Origin of the sequence: Sporosarcina sp. UB5, from assembly GCF_050859005.1 — a bacterium.
Taxonomy (GTDB): Bacteria; Bacillota; Bacilli; order Bacillales_A; family Planococcaceae; genus Sporosarcina.
In genome coordinates, this window is the sequence record NZ_CP125984.1 from 1,358,225 (window position 1) to 1,375,033 (window position 16,809).

The window sequence follows — 16,809 nt, forward strand, 5'->3', positions numbered from 1 at the left end:
AGGACATGTTGAAACTTCTAATCGACTGCGGTCGTCTCATTAAGAAGGTGTATGAATGAAATTTTTACGACTAGGGAGAGTGGCATGGATAATTGGGTGACGGAATTTATAGGGGAGCACGGCTATTTTGGTGTGTGCTTTCTGCTATTAATTGAAAACATATTTCCGCCGATTCCATCTGAAATCATTTTGACCTTCAGTGGTTTCGCGACAGGTTTTACAACGATGACGAAAATGGGTGTCATCATCGCTGCGACAATCGGTTCGGTCGTCGGCGCGATGGTTCTATATAGTATTGGTATGCTCGTCGATGTGCCGAGGCTCGAGAGGTTTGTAGAGAAGCGAGGACGATGGCTGCGTTTATCGAAAAAAGATTTACGAAGGGCTGAAAGTTGGTTTGAGAAATACGGTCCGTGGACAGTATTTTTTTGCCGTCTCGTCCCACTCGTCCGTAGCCTAATCTCAGTACCGGCAGGGATGTCCCGTATGAACTTCCCTCTGTTTATATTATTGACAATTCTCGGGAGCTTCATTTGGAACACAATTCTTGTTACAATAGGGTTTGCAGTCGGTGAAAATTGGGAGTCAATCGTCCATTATATGGACGTCTATTCTATCATTGTATATGTATTATTAGCAATTAGCGGATTCGCGGTTTGTGTTGGATACATCCGGTTCCGCAGAAAGAGGGCTTAGTAAATGGATTTATTTGAATTAATTAAGGCGTTGATCCTCGGTTTTGTCGAAGGGATGACGGAGTTTGCCCCGGTCTCCTCAACAGGCCACCTCATTATCGTCGATGATATGTGGTTAAAGACAGAGGAGTTTCTCGGAAAGTATCCAGCGATTACATTTAAAATTGTCATTCAGTTAGGATCAATTTTGGCGGTTGTCGTCGTATTTTGGAAGAGGTTGTTTAGTTTATTAGGGCTGTATAAAATCGACGGCGTAAAGATGTCGAGTCGTTTTAATTTACTGCACGTTATCGTCGGTATGTTGCCGGCAGTAATTCTTGGATTTGCTTTCAAAGATGTAATTGATGATTATTTATTCGGCATTGAGACTGTTATTTTCGCGCTTGTCGCAGGAGCGATTCTCATGCTTGCTGCAGATAAATTCGGACCAAAAAGACCAAGAGTCCAAACGTTGGACCAAATTACATATCGGCAAGCATTCACTGTTGGACTTGTTCAATGTTTATCGTTATGGCCGGGCTTTTCACGTTCGGGTGCAACGATTTCAGGCGGCGTTTTGTTTGGCATGAATCATAGAACCGCAGCGGACTTCACGTTCATTATGGCGGTGCCGATTATGGCAGGGGCAAGTCTCGTATCCGTCTTGAAAAATTGGGAGTACATCTCGATGGATCATCTTTCGTTTTACATCGTTGGATTTGTGAGCGCGTTTATCTTCTCGCTCATTTCAATTCGCTTCTTCTTGAAGCTCATTTCGAAAATTAAGCTTGTGCCGTTTGCGTTATATAGAATTTTTCTAGCAATCGTCTTAGCGGCCATCGTATTTTTATAATTATGTTGACGACTCGTTTACGGGTCGTTTTTTTATTCTCCAAAACGGTCTTCTGCTACACTAAAGAAAAAATGGCGGTGAGGAATTTGAGTGAGCATATATTAATTGTTGAAGATGAAGAAGCGATTGCACGCGTTCTTCAATTAGAGCTTGAGTTTGAAGGTTATTCGGTCGGCGTTGCGCATTCGGGAACGGATGGCCTTATTAAGTATAGAGAACAGGAGTGGGATCTTGTGCTGTTGGATCTCATGCTACCTGGCATGAACGGATTAGATGTGCTGCGAAGAATACGAGCGGCGGAAGACGGCGCACCTGTTATTTTATTAACCGCGAAAAGCGATGTGGAAGATAAAGTGACAGGGCTTGACTTAGGAGCGAATGATTATGTTACGAAGCCGTTTGAAATTGATGAATTGCTTGCACGCATCAGGTGCGCCATACGTACATCCCAAAAGAAGGTCGCCGTGAAAGATGAATTTCTTCATGAGTTTGCGGGAATATCGATCCATGAGCAATCGCGAGAAGTGAAACGGAATGGCGAATCGATCGATTTGACGCCGAGGGAATATGATTTACTGCTTCATTTAATCCGCCATCCAAATCAAGTGCTCTCACGTGAACAGTTACTCGACGCGGTTTGGGGCTATGACTATTACGGCGACACGAATGTAGTTGATGTCTATATCCGATATGTCCGGAAGAAAATTGATCAACAGGGCGAACCTTCTCGTATTCAAACGGTTAGGGGTATCGGGTATGCGTTGAAGGAACCTGCCCATGAAACTTAAAAAGAAGATTCACGTCTATTCGACCTTGTTAATGTTCGTCCTTCTCGTGCTCGCGAATATTCTCATCTATTTCTTTTTCGGAAGAATGTCCTACAATACGGAATATGAGCAGCTGCTCGGTCGGGCAAAGGAGCTGACCGCGGCGTTGAGCCAATTAGAGACAGAAGTGGATGCGGACATTGTGTTGCGTGCATTCATTCCGGCGAATGGCGCCATCTCTATTATCGATAGCAGCAATAAGCCGCTACTTAATGTCCAATCATTGGCGGGGCTAGGGAAAGTCGAAGGCAAAATAAAATCGAGCGACCCGTATACAATAAATCGATATGACGGAAGAGAAGCGTTAACAATCTCAATGCCAATCATTTGGCCGACAGGTGAAGTCGTCACAATGAAAATGACGCAATTGCTGACAGATGTTGAGGAAAATATGCGTGCTCTGAAATATGTCCTCATCGGCGTTACGATTTTTGCGATGATCCCGATCACCCTTTCTAGTATGACGCTCGGCAGACTTGTCACTCAGCCGATCGAAAAGCTCATAATAGCGATGAATCGAAGTAGGCAATCCGGGACGTATGAAAAGATGACCGGCGTCGTAAATGGAAATGACGAGCTCGCGCAAATGGAGCGGACGTTCAATGAAATGATGGAGCAATTGGAACAGAACTATATGAAGCAGGAGCAATTCGTTTCAAACGCTTCCCATGAATTAAAAACGCCGTTAACCGTCATCGAGAGCTACTCCCGATTGCTGGCAAGGCGGGGATTTGAAAATCGGGACGTCGTCGATGAGGCGCTAAATGCAATTATTTCTGAAACAGGCAGAATGAAAGAGATGATTACGCAAATGCTTGACTTGGCGAAAAGCAGCGGCTCCGAAGTGTTCGAATTTAAGGAAGTCGATTTGACTCCTTTGTTGGAAGCGGTAGTGAAGCCGTTAAGGCAAGCGTATGATAGGGAAATTATTATCGAAGCGGATGGGCCGGCAATCGTTGAAACGGATGGGAAGTTTTTAAAACAACTATTATTCATTCTCCTCGACAATGCACGAAAATATAGCGATCGAGAAATTTTTACATCCATTAAAGATGAGCATGATGAAGTGGAAATTACCGTGAAGGATTATGGCAAAGGAATCCCGCAATCGGACTTGCCGCATATTTTCGACCGTTTTTACCGGGTGGAGTCGGACCGTAGCCGTAAAACTGGTGGAACAGGGTTGGGGCTATCAATTGCGAAGGAGATTGCTGACGGACTTGGTGCTACATTGACAATTGAAAGTGTTGTAGATATGGGAACTGTTATCCGGGTGATCATTCCGAAAAAAAGAACGGTTCTCAGTGAATTTTAATGATGAGGCAGTAAGATGGAGGAAAGGAGGGTTTTTGCATGAACATATGGAAAAAACCTTGGTTCATCCCAATTGTTTTGACGATCATTATTGTCGTCGCGGGGCAGCTCTACACGGCAGGAAAATTGACGAAGGCGGAAACATTGCCGAAACAGGAAGTTAGCTCTCAATTAGCGATGATTTACGATGGAGAAGTGAAGGATCTCATATTGGATGGATCTGTATATATAGCAACAGTTTCGAGAGCAGGGGCGGAATACGCCGTTGAAGTTGACGCGGGATCAGGCAAGGTCCTTTCTCTTATTCAAACGAAAGAAACTTCGGCATCCGATATCGTAATGGATACGGATAAAGGAGAAAAAGCGCCAACTGTTGAAACATTACCTGATGATTTGGATGAAGCGAAAAGCGACGTAACGGAAAAGCCGAAAATCGAAGCGGTAGAAAGTAAAACGACGAATAAGGTTGAAAATAAACCGGAAGTGCCGCAACAAAATGTAACTAAGACACCTATGCCTGAGCAACCGAAACAAGAAAGCAAGCCGGTCAAACAGGAAAAGCCGCAAAAAACGGTTCTCATTTCCGAACGGCAAGCAATAAAGATTGCGATGGCCCATTTGCCGGCCGGGAAGACAGGCGAAATCGATGATGTGGATTTTGTGAATTCGGCGAACGGCGGTTATTATTTAGTGCAAATCGATATCGATACAGATGATGATATGGACGAAGTGACGTATCAAATTCATGCGATTTCCGGCAAAGTAATGACGGTTACATGGGATGATTAACCTTTTCTCAGCAACGTAATTGATTCTCATCAAATTCTAATATTCCTCTCAAGGTCCTCTCATCTTCACGAGGTACTATGAAGATGTAAGAAAAAAAGGAGGAAAACAAACATGAAAAAATGGATGTTCATCCCTGCATTAGCAGGAGTCGTAGCTATCGGCGGTGTTGCATTGGCGGATGACTCGGTTCCGAGCACTGACAAACCGGCAGACAAACTAATTTCATTGCAAGCAGCAAAACAGATCGCTATTGAAAAAGTAAAAAACGGTGTTGTCACAGAAATTGAGTTAGATAAAGACGATGGCCGGTACCATTTCGACGTCGATTTGAAAGATGGAAAATATGAGTACGATCTAGAAGTGGACGCGTACACAGGTGCAATTATTAAGTTTGAAAAAGAACTGGAGAAGGACCGTAAACAAGCGGTTTCTCAATCTCAAAAACTGTTGACGAAAGAAGAAGCAATTGCCATTGCAAAAACGAAAGCAGCTGGCACAGTGAAAGAATTCGAGCTGGATTCAGATGATGGACGTAAAGAATACGATATCGAAATGAGAGATGGCGAATTCAAATACGAAATCGAGTTGGATGCAGTTACTGGTGAGTTTTTGAAATTTGAGAAAGAGCGTTACCGCAACGTTAAGACTGAAGTAAAGGCGCAACCGCAAACGGAAGTGAAAGTGCAAACTGAAAAAGTTGCAGCATCTACATTGAAAGTTGTTGAACCGGCAAAGGAACAACAGGTCGTGAAATCAGATGACAAGAAGTCAAACAAAAAGACGATGCTTACGAAAGAGCAAGTAATTGCGATTGCTAAGCAACATGCAAGCGGCGTCGTAACTGATTTTGAGCTAGATGATGATAATGTTTATGAAATTGAAATGGAAGACGGCGACATCGAATACGAGCTCGAAATTCATGCATACACTGGCAAAATTCTTTCATTTGAACGAGATGTCGATAACGACGACGATAACGACGATGATTAAGTAACTAAATAAATTCATCACTAAACATAAAAACCAAGCGGGCAGCTGCCATACTGCCCGCTTTTTTCTCGTCCATTAAACCTTATACACTTTCCCAACGACCGCCAATTCAGCGTCTCCTTCGAAAACTGCTGTTGCCGCGTCCAAAATATCCGACGGATCACCGTGCAAAGGTAAATGTGTTAAAACTAGCCTTTTCGCGCTTGCTAAGTTCGCAAGTTTCCCTGCTTCGCTACCTGCCATATGACCTGGTGCTTTGCCAAGATGCTCCTCGTACAAATTAGCCTCGCTAATTAAAAGATCCGTCCCGCTTGCAAATTGTACAAGTTTGTCATGCCATTCTGTGTCGGCGGTCAATGTGACGGACCGTCCATCGACTGTGAATTTCATTGCCAAACAATAGACGGGGTGCACCGTTTCGCAAAATGTTACTTCGAAAGGTCCAATGTGGATACGATCGGTTTCCTGAACAGCGACACCGATCGTTTGCTCTTTATATGATAGTTTGGCAAAATTGTCCTCATCCCGATCATGGCCGTAAATCGGCAGCGCCGGAGATGGTTTTCCCAGATAGTAGTTGATGAGCCTGCTATATTGCAAGCTGCCAATGTCTGCAATATGGTCTGCATGATAATGACTAATTACGACCGCATCCAACTTCTCTAACGGTACATAATTTTGCAATGAAGCGAGTACGCCGCTTCCGCAGTCGACGAGGCAATGAAACCCGTCATGTTCAATTAAAAAAGAGGAAGTGGCCCCATTCGCTTTCGGATAGCCACCCCAAATGCCAACTGGAATTACATTCATATGTATTGCGCCTCCCTATCAAATCTATTTGTTTGCATTTATACCTAGAGGGGTATAACATAATAGTGAAAATGAAAACTAAAGGAGAGATGAAAATGACGAATATAGCTACAGTGTACACGACAAACACATGCCCATACTGCACAATGATGAAAAATTATTTAGATGAACAAAATATCCAATACCGTGAAGTGAATGTGCAAGAGGACGAAGAAGCAGGTCGGAAGCTCGTACAAACGACGGGCCAAATGGGCGTTCCACAAACCGAACTGAACGGCAAATGGATTTTAGGCTTCGACACGGCAGCAGTGCAAGCAGCGTTAAAAGGATAATTAATTGAAAAAATTATTTTGTACATGTGCGAAAGATTCGATTGCGAAAATGGAACGAAGATTATTCCCTAAAATTTGCATCGGCCACGTAGCCCTTTTCCTCACTGGCGTATTTCTGGTCATCATGCAATTGTTGTATAACAACCCTATCGATTAACAAATCGATAGGGGGTTTTTTATTCCTCATCTCATCCTCTTTACAAGCAAGGCGATGTGAAATAGAACTGCGTCGCGAAAAAGGGTTGGATCTAGCGATGTCAGCTCCTTCACTTTTCGTAGCCGATACGTCAATGTATGGCGATGGATATCGAGAGCATTTGCCGTTTCTCCAATCGCTTGATCATGTTCGAAAAATGCTTCTAACGTTTCAATAAGTTGCTCATTTAATCCGTCAAGAATCCGCTTGGTAAAGCGCTCTTTTAATTGGGTTGGACGGCTTTTTAAGAGGGCGATGAGTTCGATGTCATCATAGTGATGAATCTGCTGATTCGAATGTCCATATTGAATGGCGTATTTAGCGGTTTCATACGAATGGGCAATGTTATCCAACTGTTCGACAGGTAACCCGACGCCAATTTGGACAGAAGCGTCCTTCTGGAATAAAGCAAGGATTTTCTGCAACGTCCGATCAAGTGCTGACGGTTTCGCGTCAGATAATACGATGAATACTTCATTCAACTGTGAGTGGCAAATGAGCACAGAGTTTCTCTCGAACAGTTTTTCCATCGATTCAATTAGTCGCTGTGGAGATGCAGGTAAATTTTTCGCATGCACGAGCATCGTCAAATAGGGGCCGGTCATATTGAACTTTAATAAGGCGAGCCGATCGATGACAATCGGTGAAAGTGGTCCTCCCTCAGTTAGCTCTTCATAAATGAGTCCCATCATCTTCTGTTTCCATTCGGTTTCCGATGTAATTAGTGTCTGACGGACCATCATCTCAGTCGTCATTTGTACGAGCGTCGCAATGTCTCTCAATTCTTCAGGTTCTCCGGTAATGCCAATGATGCCAACCAATCGGTCATTATAATAAATAGGCATGTTTACACCGTGCTTTGCACCGTGCCACTGTGCGGCATTGTCATCATTGATCCAAAGTGGTCGCTTTGTTTTCGCGACATGTGCTGCGCCTTCATGAATTCGATCAATACGCTCTTTTTCCCCGGAAGCTAAGATCATTCCATTTGTATCCATCACATTTAAATTTTTGTTCAATCGGACCATCGTCTGTTCTACGATTTCCTCTGCTAACTTTTTCGTAATCAAAAATCCAACCCCTCGTATAAAAAACATCTGTAATAGTACACGAAACTTCTACATTAAGTATAATGTATTTTTTTTCTCAACGCATATAATTTAAGTGCAAGCGCTTTAGTACATATGGAGGTGCTCTGTTTGAAAGTAATTTTAGCACCTGATTCGTTCAAAGGAAGTTTGACGGCCATCGAAGCGGCAGAGGCAATGGCTGCAGGTGTTCGGGACGTTAACCCGGACATTCAGACGGTTTTGTTGCCCGCAGCTGACGGTGGGGAAGGAACGATGAGGAGCTTAGTAGATGCGACAAAAGGAAAGTACGTGTCAGTGACTGTGGAAGACCCGTTAGGAAGACCGATTTGCGCGACATATGGCATTCTTGGTGACGGTGAAACATGCGCAATCGAAATTGCCGAAGCTTCAGGGCTTATGAAGCTGAAGGAAACTGAAAAAAATCCGTATATCGCTTCTTCATACGGCACTGGTGAATTGATCGTCCACGCCCTAGATAGTGGGTACCGGAAATTTATCATCGGTTTAGGAGGAAGCGCAACGAATGACGGAGGAGCGGGAATTCTCCAAGCGCTTGGCATGAGACTGTTGGATAAAGACGGGAATGACTTGCCGAAAGGTGGAGGCGGACTCCAGTATATTAGCTCGATAGACAGTGGAAAATGGGACAAGCGTATCTCGCAAAGTGAGTTTTTGATTGCGAGTGATGTGAAAAATCCATTTGTCGGTAGCGAAGGAGCATCAGCGATTTTCGGACCGCAGAAGGGGGCAAGTCCTAGTGACGTGGACGCTCTTGACCGGAATTTACGGAAATTCGCCGACGCGATTGAAAAAGAAACAGGAATTGCCCTTCATTCAAAGGAAGGTGCTGGTGCCGCTGGAGGAGCGGGTGGTGCGTTCCAGGCGTTTTTCAATGGTGAAATGCGGCAAGGAATTGATGTTGTGCTCGAGGCAATTGAGTTTGAGCAGCAGATGAAAGATGCAGATTTAATTATTACCGGTGAAGGGAAAACAGATGTACAGACGTTTTCCGGAAAAACGCCGTTTGGTATTGCGAAAGCGGCGCATCGAGAAGGCAAGCCTATCATTCTCATTTCAGGGGCTGTGGATGAAGAAAGTCGCGGTGCATTGGCGCCGCTGTTTACAGAAGTTCACGCGATTATGGATGAAGATGTGCCTGTGGAAGATGCGATTGCAAATGCTTTCGAACATTTGCGTAAGAAAACAAAAAAAGTGATGGAGTCCATACTAGAAAAAGAGGTGTAAGTAATGTTATTTGCAATGATTGCACTAAGTGTTGTTCTAATTGTCGTACTAACAGCGGTGTTCAAGGTCCATCCGTTTCTATCGTTATTGGCTGGAGCGTTTTTTGTCGGTATTACGTCCGGTATGCCACTGCTTACCGTCGTTGAAAATGTGAACGAAGGCTTCGGTGGGTTGATGAAAGGAATCGGCCTCGTCATCGTGGCGGGTACGATTATCGGTGTCATTTTAGAGAAATCGGGAGCTGCGTTTCGAATGGCGGAAGTTGTGTTACGCCTAATCGGAGAGAAGCGCCCTCAATTGGCTATGTCTTTAATCGGGTATATCGTATCGATTCCAGTTTTCTGTGATTCGGGCTTCATTATCTTATCAAGTTTGAAGAAAGCGTTGGCGAAGCGGGCAAAAGTTACGATTGCATCGATGGCTGTTGCGCTTTCGACAGGGCTTTATGCAACACACACATTAGTACCTCCGACACCAGGGCCGATTGCGGCAGCGGGTAATATTGGAGCGGAAGGATTTTTAGGCACGATTATTCTGATGGGGCTTCTCGTTGCCATTCCGGCGGTCATTGTTGGGTACTTATGGGCAGTAAGGGTCGGCTCGAAAATTACCGTACCTGAAGATGTGGAAGATACGAACTTTGACTACGATGAAATCGTTAAATCGTTTGGTGAAATGCCATCGACGTTCAAAGCGTTTCTCCCGATCGGCTTGCCAATCGTTTTAATTGGTGTTGGGTCCGTCGCGAAATTGACGATGGCGGAAAGCGGCTTTAGAAACTTCCTTCTGTTTTTAGGTTCTCCGACTGTCGCTTTACTACTCGGTGTTCTCGCGGCATTCCTGCTACTACCGAAATGGAATGAAGAGACATTAACGAAGTGGATCGGAGAAGGATTGAAAGAAGCGGCTCCGATTTTGCTTATTACAGGTGCTGGTGGTGCGTTCGGGAAAGTCATCTCGAATTCAGGTGTTGCTGATTTGATTAGTGAAATGAACTTCGATGCACTAGCGGGTGGGGCATTATTCTTGCTCATTCCGTTCTTCATTGCAGTTGCATTGAAAACGGCACAAGGCTCGTCGACGGCAGCGTTGGTCATTACATCGACACTCGTTGCACCATTGCTTCCGGCAATGGGGGTCGAAGGGGCAATTCCGCTCGCACTCGTCGTCATGGCAGTAGGTGCAGGCGCAATGACGGTCAGCCACGTGAACGACAGCTTCTTCTGGGTCGTCACTGAATTCAGTGGAATGAAAGTGACAGACGCTTACAAATCGCATACGATGGCTACGTTGTTGCAAGGTGTAACGACAATTATCGTCGCGATGATTGTTTGGATGGTTCTCGTGTAATAACTAATAGACATGCGCTGATTCCTTTCGGGGAATCAGCGTTTTTGTATGGGGAAATGGTCGAGTCGGTGATAACACATGCTCAAGCGGTGATAAACGATGCCTGAACGGTGATAACCCCCCTTTCAGCATACGCCGACCTTTTCCATGCATATAGTAAACTGTTCATAAAGTTGTCCAATTGTAAAAAATAATATACCAACTACTATAAAGGAGATGATGAACGAATGGGTGAAATGACGATAGATGTACGGGAGCTGCGCAATTGCTTTGGACGTTTTGCGACAGGGGTAACAGTAGTGACGTGTGCACATGAGCAAGGCAAGCATGGATTTACGGCGAATTCCTTCACGTCGGTTTCGCTTGATCCACCGCTTGTGCTCGTGTCGGTGGATCGACGGACGAGAGCGTTGCCGTATTTAAGAAACAATTCTTTCACGATCAATATTTTACGAGAGAATCAGCACGGTACAGCAATGCATTTTGCCGGCAGGCCTCAAACTCCCGCACCGTTTGAATGGGATGATTTGCGGATTCGCGGTTCACTTGCTCATATGGAATGCGAACCGTGGGCGGAATATGATGGTGGCGATCATGTGCTGTTTGTCGGCAAAGTCGTTCAATTTAATTATGGAGATGGGGAGCCGCTCGCTTTTTACGGCGGTAAGTTTATGAAAGTGGCACCTCAATAATGAAAAAACTGGTTTTCCGGAAAATTGTCGGGGAACCAGTTTTTCATTTACTTCGGCATTTTTCCTTTGAGACAAGCATACGTATAGGTGTAATGGGACAAGGAGGAGTGAATACATGCCAGTTGAACAGGAAAAGAAAACCGTATTGCCGTTGACAGGTAAGGAGTATTTAGAAAGTTTAAAGGACGGGCGGGAAATTTGGCTGCATGGCGAAAAGGTGAAAGATGTAACGACGCATCCTGCTTTCCGAAATGCCGCGAGGTCGATTGCACGACTGTACGACGCGCTACATGACGAGAAGACGAAGGACATTTTGACGGTCGAGACGGATACGGGCAATGGCGGCTTCACGCAGAAATATTTCCGTGTGGACAAGAGTGCGCAAGACTTGTTGGAATCTCGCGATGCGATTGCGCAATGGGCGCGCCTAACGTACGGCCAGATGGGGAGATCGCCGGATTATAAGGCGGCGTTTCTCGCGACGCTCGGTGCGGATCCGGATTACTACGGGAAGTATGCCGACAATGCACGACGATGGTACCAAGAGGCGCAGGAGCGGAATTGGTATTTCAACCATGCAATCATCAATCCGCCGGTGGACAGGCATAAGCCCCTAGATGCGGTAGCAGATATTTTCGTAAGGGCTGTCGGAGAGACGGAGCAAGGGGTAATTGTTAGCGGGGCGAAGATGGTCGCGACAGGATCTGCATTGACGAACTATAACTTTGTCGCCCATTATGGCGCTGCGCCGATTACGAAGGAGGAGTTTGCGCTCGTGTTCGTGGCGGCGATGGATACGCCGGGTGTGAAGCTCGTAAGCCGTGCGTCATATGAAATGAATGCCGCCGTTATGGGAAGCCCGTTCGACTATCCATTGAGCAGCCGTTTCGATGAAAACGACTCAGTCCTCATTTTCGACAACGCGCTCATCCCTTGGGAGAATATCATCATTTACAAAGACGTGGAAAAAGCGAACAGCTTCTTCGCGGATAGCGGTTTCTTGCATAGATTCACGTTCCACGGCGTGACGAGGCTCGCGGTCAAGCTTGACTTCGTTTCAGGTTTATTGCTGAAAGCCGTCAAAATGAACGGTTCTGACCAATTCCGCGGTGTTCAAGTAAATGTCGGCGAAGTGCTCGCTTGGAAAAACATGTTTTGGGCGCTGAGCGACGCAATGGCATTAAACCCGGATGAAGGGCGGAACGGGGCGAAGCTGCCAAATTTAAATTACGGGCTCGCATACCGGATGTTCATGTCCGAAGGGTGGCCGCGGGTGAAAGAAATTATCGAGAACGTCGTCGCGGGTAGCCTCATTGCACAGCCGTCCAGTTCAAGAGATTTCCAAAATCCAGAGCTACGTCCGCTGTTGGATAAACTATACCGCGGTTCATACGGCATAGGAGCAGAAGAAAAGATTAAACTCATCAAATTGTTATGGGATGCCATCGGAACGGAATACGGTGGCAGGCATGAACTGTATGAGCGCAATTATTCCGGCAACCACGAAAACATCCGACTTGAAAACTTGGTCGTCGCCAATATGAGCGGGCAGGCGGATCAGTTCGAGAAATTCGCTGAGGAATGCTTGAACGACTACGATTTGACCGGCTGGACAAACGACACGTGGGTCAATCCGGACGATGTGAGCTACTTTAAAAAATGACGCATCGACTATATAAAGTGGAGCTCGGTAGGCGCTATTTGCAAATTGCCGATTTTCCAGGAGAAAAAGGAACAATCATCGCGCTTCACGGGCTGACTGGGACGCATAAGAATATGCTTCATTACGCGGAAAGCTTACAGGGCGACTATCGATTCATCGCGTGTGATTTACGGGGAAGGGGCGGTAGTTCGGGGATGGATGACGCCCCCTCCATCTTCTCTCATGCGGAAGATGTGGCACAATTGATCGACGTTTTAGGAATAAAAGACACGATTTTACTCGGCCATTCAATGGGAGCCTATATCTCCGCAATCGTTGCAAGCGAATTGCCGTCGGTGAAAGGACTCGTATTACTGGACGGTGCCGCGCGGATGTCGGGACGCCAGCACGATATTGTTAGGCCGTCGCTCGGAAGGCTCCGGAAAACGTATGAATCGAAGCGAGCGTATGTCGAGGAGTTGCGGCAGCTCTACAAACGGCTCGGTATTAAATGGACCGATGCTGTTCAGGAAATTGTAGAGTATGAGATTCACGGAACGACTAGTGGATGGGTGCACAAATCTGCAACTGAAAATATTGAAGAGGACTTTGCCAGTTTTGACTTTTTCAACCCGATTGAAGTAATGGGGAAAATCGCTTGCGAAACATTGCTCATTCAAGCGAACGGAGAAATTGGGCCGTTTCCACCGTTCTTCACGGATGCCGATTACGAAGAGACGAAAAAGTATACATCGAAACTGACGACGTTCCATTCGGATTGCAATCATTACACGATGGTCTTTGAGAAACGGGAAGACATTTTGACTGAAATCCGGAAGTTCTTGGATGGGGTGATTTTAGATGAGTAATGGGTTGGCGTATTTCAAAGAAGTGTACGGCGCAGTTCCAGGATGGGTCGAGAAAATGCACGACTACCGGCCGGACGCACTTGATCATTACACAAGCCTGCGCAGCGCCATTATGGAGGATGGGCTTTTATCTCGCAAGGAAAAGGACCTTCTTCTCGTCGGAATCAATGCAGCGAGATGCTACGAGCGAAGCATGCTCTACCATACGAAAGGTGCCATCGACGGGGGCGCAACGATTCCGGAGTTGATTGAGTACTTGCTTGTCGCGAACCGGTATGGCGGGCTTAAGTCTATAAAAACTGGCATCCAATCAGTAAATTACGCACTATCCTTGAAAGGGTTGCCGAAGGGGCCTTATTTTTATAATCCTGAGATGAATGATGTTCTCCATTATTTCAGTTCCATCCTTGAGAAAGAGGATGCAACGTACGTATCGAACATATTGAAAGCGCCGGAGGAACTGTGGAATGACTTGCTGCTCGTAAGAGGAGTCGTCAGTGCGAAGATGAAATTGCTACTAATGGTCGGCATCCATAGTACTTGCCTTCAAGGAAAGGACGCGGGGAAATGGATGGAACGAGCGCGATCTGCTGAGGCGACTGAAGGCGAGCTTGCGGAAGTCGGTCTCATCTGCCTGTTAACCGCGGGCATACCAGCATGGTTCGAGGCGAGCGATTCGTTATTCGAAGGGGGCAGCTAACTTGGCCATCGTCTATGAACAGGTTGAAAATGCTCTTTCTGTAATAAAAAGCGGGCAGACGATTATGGTCGGCGGATTTGGTCTTATTGGCGCACCGCTCACATTGATTGAAGGTTTAACGGAGAAAGACGTCGATGGACTTACGATTATAAGCAATAATCTCGGTGAAGCGGGTGAAGGGCTTGGCGTACTGCTTCGTCAGAAGAAAATACGGAAAGCAATAGGCTCCTATTTTACGAGCAACCGGGAAGTCGGCGAAGCGTATCAGCGAGGGGAAATCGATTTACAACTGCTACCACAAGGGACGCTTGCGGAAGCGATGCGGGCAGGTGGCGCAGGAATTGGCGGCTTCTATACGAAGACAGGAGTCGGAACAGAGCTTGCGATAGGGAAAGAGGTACGGGAAATCGATGGGGAACCGTATGTATTCGAGCGGCCATTACGTGCAGATGTGGCGCTCATCCGCGCGCATAAGGCAGATACGCTCGGCAACCTTATCTACTATAAGACCGCCCGAAATTTCAACCCGGTTATGGCGACCGCTGCTGATTTCGTCATTGTCGAAGTGGATGAAATCGTGTCAGCAGGCGAGCTGTCTCCGGAGGAAATCGTCACGCCCCATCTATTCGTCGACAGGCTAATCGTTGCGAAGAAAATCCTGACGAAGGAAGGTGTTGTCCATCGGAAACAAAGTGCAAGAGTTAATTGCGAAGCGTGCTGCAAATGAACTGAAAGGACCTTCTGTCGTGAACTTAGGCATCGGCATTCCGACACTCGTCGCGAAGTATGTTGACGATGAACTCATCCACTTTCATACGGAAAACGGTTTGTTAGGCGTAACCGATGTAGAGGAAGAGGACCCAAACTTAGTGAACGCAGGGAAATTGCCGGTCGGCGAACGGGTCGGTGCTTCGTTTTTTAGCAGTGCAGAATCGTTCGGGATGATCCGCGGCGGGCATGTCGATGTTGCGATTCTCGGCGCACTTCAAATCGATGAAACCGGCTGCATCGCCAATTGGGCTATCCCCGGAAAAAACATTATTGGCGTCGGCGGCGCGATGGATTTGCTCGTAGGTGCCAAAAAAGTGATCGTGACGACTTCCCATTTGACGAAGGACGGCAATAGTAAGCTCATGAAAGCATGCACATTTCCGCTCACGTCAACTCGTAGCGTCGACATGATCATTACGGAATTGGCTGTATTTACGGTCGTGAATGGTCAGCTGGTTTTGACAGAACTCATGCCGGGCGCGACGATTGAACAAGTGCGAGAAAGTACGGAGGCCCATTTTGTCGAGGGGGGTGTTGGCTCATGAACATCCAAACGCTCGATGTCCTTATTGTCGATCTCCCGACGATCCGGCCGCATAAGCTTGCGATGCATACGATTGTTATGCAGACAATCGTCCTCGTACGTGTGACGGGCGATGATAGGCTCGAAGGTTGGGGAGAAGTGGCGACAATCGGGGGCGCTTCGTATTGTTCGGAAACTCCGGAAGCAATCAAAATGAATATCGAAAAGTATATAAAGCCACTTGTCATCGGACGGAATGCAGCTCATTTCGATGCGATTTCGCATACGGTCAATCAACACGTCGTTGGCAATATGTTTGGGAAGGCGGCGGTGGAAGCAGCGGTCGTCGAGCTTGCCGCGAAGGCGAAAGGGATTCCGGTTTTTGAATTATTTGGTGGGCAAATCCACGCTGCGTTGCCAGTCGCGTGGACGCTCGCAAGCGGGGACACACGGCGGGACATTGAAGAGGCGAAGGAAAGTTTACAAGCGAAACGACACAATATTTTCAAGTTGAAAATTGGCATGGGCGATCCGAAACGGAATGTCGACCACGTGCTAAAGATTAAGGAAGCTGTTGGGGATGCGGCGAGCGTCCGGGTCGATGTCAATCAAGCGTGGGACGAGACGACCGCGATGTATTGCATTGAAGCGTTGGAGGATGGCGGCGTCGATTTAATTGAACAGCCACTGCCCGTTTGGAATAAAGAAGGAATGATGCGCCTTGTGTCGAGATTCAAAGTTCCGATGATGGCGGATGAGTCGCTTGTTTCGTTGGAAGAAGCGTATCAAGTAGCGAAGCATCGTGCAGGGAATGTGTTTTCGATTAAGCCCGCGAATGTTGGTGGACTGACTGCTACGAAAAAAGTTGCGGCAATTGCGGAGGCTGCGGGCATTTCCTTATACGGCGGCACGATGATTGAGTCATCGTTAGGTACTGCGATTGCTGCGCAAGTTTATTCGACAATCCCTGACATGAAATATGGGACGGAGCTTTTCGGCCCGCTTTTATTCACAGACACAATTACGTCAAATGCGATTATATATGAAGATTTTCAGTTAACTGTCCCGAGCGGTCCTGGCTATGGTATGGAGATGGATGTGGAGAAGATTTTCCATTACGCAAGGGATTTATAATAAAAAC

The 16,809-nt window shown here is 46.4% G+C and carries 19 protein-coding genes; 17 read left to right on the plus strand and 2 right to left on the minus strand.

All coding sequences use genetic code 11. The annotated features are described in order from the left end of the window. Positions 1-84 precede the first annotated feature (84 nt). The 6 genes from QM454_RS07140 (at position 85) to QM454_RS07165 (ending at position 5,447) form a co-directional block, all read left to right on the plus strand. Positions 85-696 carry a DedA family protein gene (locus QM454_RS07140; RefSeq protein WP_432363298.1) on the plus strand — a complete coding sequence of 204 codons (612 nt, stop codon included), beginning with the start codon at positions 85-87 and terminating at the stop codon, positions 694-696. A 3-nt stretch (positions 697-699) separates the two neighbouring features. Next, entirely contained in the window at positions 700-1,527 is an 828-nt protein-coding gene (locus tag QM454_RS07145; RefSeq protein WP_432363300.1) for an undecaprenyl-diphosphate phosphatase, read from the plus strand. A gap of 71 nt (positions 1,528-1,598) precedes the next feature. Then, a complete protein-coding gene (locus tag QM454_RS07150; RefSeq protein ID WP_432363302.1) occupies positions 1,599-2,315 on the plus strand; it encodes a response regulator transcription factor in 717 nt (238 codons plus the stop codon). Continuing rightward, positions 2,305-3,669: a HAMP domain-containing sensor histidine kinase gene (locus tag QM454_RS07155; RefSeq protein ID WP_432363304.1), complete on the plus strand. Its 1,365-nt coding sequence runs from the start codon at positions 2,305-2,307 to the stop codon at positions 3,667-3,669. Before QM454_RS07150 ends, QM454_RS07155 begins: the two co-directional genes overlap by 11 nt. A 38-nt stretch (positions 3,670-3,707) precedes the next feature. Continuing rightward, positions 3,708-4,457 (plus strand): PepSY domain-containing protein, encoded by a 750-nt coding sequence (locus tag QM454_RS07160; RefSeq protein WP_432363306.1) that lies wholly within the window; start codon positions 3,708-3,710, stop codon positions 4,455-4,457. Positions 4,458-4,568: 111 nt separating this feature from the next. After that, positions 4,569-5,447 (plus strand): PepSY domain-containing protein, encoded by an 879-nt coding sequence (locus tag QM454_RS07165; RefSeq protein WP_432363308.1) that lies wholly within the window; start codon positions 4,569-4,571, stop codon positions 5,445-5,447. 75 nt (positions 5,448-5,522) lie between these two features. On the opposite strand, the gene QM454_RS07170 is transcribed toward QM454_RS07165, so the two are convergent. Further along, complete coding sequence (locus QM454_RS07170) at positions 5,523-6,257, minus strand: MBL fold metallo-hydrolase (RefSeq protein WP_432363310.1); 735 nt, start codon at positions 6,255-6,257, stop codon at positions 5,523-5,525. 95 nt (positions 6,258-6,352) lie between these two features. On the opposite strand from QM454_RS07170, the gene QM454_RS07175 reads away from it, so the two are divergent. Next, positions 6,353-6,589, plus strand: coding sequence for a glutaredoxin family protein (locus tag QM454_RS07175; protein WP_432363312.1), 237 nt, complete (start codon positions 6,353-6,355; stop codon positions 6,587-6,589). Between the two features lie 4 nt (positions 6,590-6,593). Continuing rightward, the gene (locus tag QM454_RS07180; protein WP_432363314.1) at positions 6,594-6,746 is read left to right on the plus strand and encodes a hypothetical protein; all 153 of its coding nucleotides are present in this window, start codon (positions 6,594-6,596) and stop codon (positions 6,744-6,746) included. A 26-nt stretch (positions 6,747-6,772) separates the two neighbouring features. Here the strand turns inward: QM454_RS07180 and QM454_RS07185 are convergent, their stop codons facing one another. Continuing rightward, positions 6,773-7,855 carry a CdaR family transcriptional regulator gene (locus QM454_RS07185; protein WP_432363315.1) on the minus strand — a complete coding sequence of 361 codons (1,083 nt, stop codon included), beginning with the start codon at positions 7,853-7,855 and terminating at the stop codon, positions 6,773-6,775. A 129-nt stretch (positions 7,856-7,984) separates the two neighbouring features. Between QM454_RS07185 and QM454_RS07190 the strand changes: the two genes are divergently transcribed. The 9 genes from QM454_RS07190 (at position 7,985) to QM454_RS07230 (ending at position 16,802) form a co-directional block, all read left to right on the plus strand. Then, positions 7,985-9,121: a glycerate kinase gene (locus QM454_RS07190; protein WP_432363317.1), complete on the plus strand. Its 1,137-nt coding sequence runs from the start codon at positions 7,985-7,987 to the stop codon at positions 9,119-9,121. Between the two features lie 3 nt (positions 9,122-9,124). After that, positions 9,125-10,471 carry a GntP family permease gene (locus tag QM454_RS07195; protein WP_432363319.1) on the plus strand — a complete coding sequence of 449 codons (1,347 nt, stop codon included), beginning with the start codon at positions 9,125-9,127 and terminating at the stop codon, positions 10,469-10,471. A gap of 227 nt (positions 10,472-10,698) precedes the next feature. Beyond that, positions 10,699-11,163: a flavin reductase family protein gene (locus QM454_RS07200; protein WP_432363321.1), complete on the plus strand. Its 465-nt coding sequence runs from the start codon at positions 10,699-10,701 to the stop codon at positions 11,161-11,163. Between the two features lie 115 nt (positions 11,164-11,278). Beyond that, positions 11,279-12,826, plus strand: coding sequence for a 4-hydroxyphenylacetate 3-hydroxylase family protein (locus QM454_RS07205; RefSeq protein ID WP_432363323.1), 1,548 nt, complete (start codon positions 11,279-11,281; stop codon positions 12,824-12,826). Further along, positions 12,823-13,674, plus strand: coding sequence for an alpha/beta fold hydrolase (locus QM454_RS07210; protein WP_432363325.1), 852 nt, complete (start codon positions 12,823-12,825; stop codon positions 13,672-13,674). The genes QM454_RS07205 and QM454_RS07210 overlap by 4 nt, the downstream gene beginning before the upstream one ends. Beyond that, the gene (locus QM454_RS07215; RefSeq protein ID WP_432363327.1) at positions 13,667-14,374 is read left to right on the plus strand and encodes a carboxymuconolactone decarboxylase family protein; all 708 of its coding nucleotides are present in this window, start codon (positions 13,667-13,669) and stop codon (positions 14,372-14,374) included. The genes QM454_RS07210 and QM454_RS07215 overlap by 8 nt, the downstream gene beginning before the upstream one ends. 1 nt (position 14,375) lies before the next feature. After that, on the plus strand, positions 14,376-15,101 hold the full coding sequence (locus QM454_RS07220; RefSeq protein ID WP_432363329.1) for a CoA transferase subunit A: 726 nt from the start codon (positions 14,376-14,378) through the stop codon (positions 15,099-15,101). Next, a complete protein-coding gene (locus QM454_RS07225; RefSeq protein ID WP_432363894.1) occupies positions 15,055-15,690 on the plus strand; it encodes a 3-oxoacid CoA-transferase subunit B in 636 nt (211 codons plus the stop codon). Before QM454_RS07220 ends, QM454_RS07225 begins: the two co-directional genes overlap by 47 nt. Then, on the plus strand, positions 15,687-16,802 hold the full coding sequence (locus QM454_RS07230; protein WP_432363331.1) for a muconate cycloisomerase family protein: 1,116 nt from the start codon (positions 15,687-15,689) through the stop codon (positions 16,800-16,802). Before QM454_RS07225 ends, QM454_RS07230 begins: the two co-directional genes overlap by 4 nt. Positions 16,803-16,809 lie beyond the last annotated feature (7 nt).

What these genes read in the sequence shown, in the direction of transcription:
- QM454_RS07150 (WP_432363302.1), top strand. Translation starts at nt 1,599, where the DNA reads ATGGCGGTGAGGAATTTGAGTGAGCATATATTAATTGTTGAAGATGAA.
- QM454_RS07215 (WP_432363327.1), top strand. Translation starts at nt 13,667, where the DNA reads ATGAGTAATGGGTTGGCGTATTTCAAAGAAGTGTACGGCGCAGTTCCA.
- QM454_RS07175 (WP_432363312.1), top strand. Translation starts at nt 6,353, where the DNA reads ATGACGAATATAGCTACAGTGTACACGACAAACACATGCCCATACTGC.
- QM454_RS07155 (WP_432363304.1), top strand. Translation starts at nt 2,305, where the DNA reads ATGAAACTTAAAAAGAAGATTCACGTCTATTCGACCTTGTTAATGTTC.
- QM454_RS07165 (WP_432363308.1), top strand. Translation starts at nt 4,569, where the DNA reads ATGAAAAAATGGATGTTCATCCCTGCATTAGCAGGAGTCGTAGCTATC.
- QM454_RS07205 (WP_432363323.1), top strand. Translation starts at nt 11,279, where the DNA reads ATGCCAGTTGAACAGGAAAAGAAAACCGTATTGCCGTTGACAGGTAAG.
- QM454_RS07140 (WP_432363298.1), top strand. Translation starts at nt 85, where the DNA reads ATGGATAATTGGGTGACGGAATTTATAGGGGAGCACGGCTATTTTGGT.
- QM454_RS07145 (WP_432363300.1), top strand. Translation starts at nt 700, where the DNA reads ATGGATTTATTTGAATTAATTAAGGCGTTGATCCTCGGTTTTGTCGAA.
- QM454_RS07170 (WP_432363310.1), bottom strand. Translation starts at nt 6,257, where the DNA reads ATGAATGTAATTCCAGTTGGCATTTGGGGTGGCTATCCGAAAGCGAAT.
- QM454_RS07160 (WP_432363306.1), top strand. Translation starts at nt 3,708, where the DNA reads ATGAACATATGGAAAAAACCTTGGTTCATCCCAATTGTTTTGACGATC.
- QM454_RS07195 (WP_432363319.1), top strand. Translation starts at nt 9,125, where the DNA reads ATGTTATTTGCAATGATTGCACTAAGTGTTGTTCTAATTGTCGTACTA.
- QM454_RS07230 (WP_432363331.1), top strand. Translation starts at nt 15,687, where the DNA reads ATGAACATCCAAACGCTCGATGTCCTTATTGTCGATCTCCCGACGATC.
- QM454_RS07200 (WP_432363321.1), top strand. Translation starts at nt 10,699, where the DNA reads ATGGGTGAAATGACGATAGATGTACGGGAGCTGCGCAATTGCTTTGGA.
- QM454_RS07210 (WP_432363325.1), top strand. Translation starts at nt 12,823, where the DNA reads ATGACGCATCGACTATATAAAGTGGAGCTCGGTAGGCGCTATTTGCAA.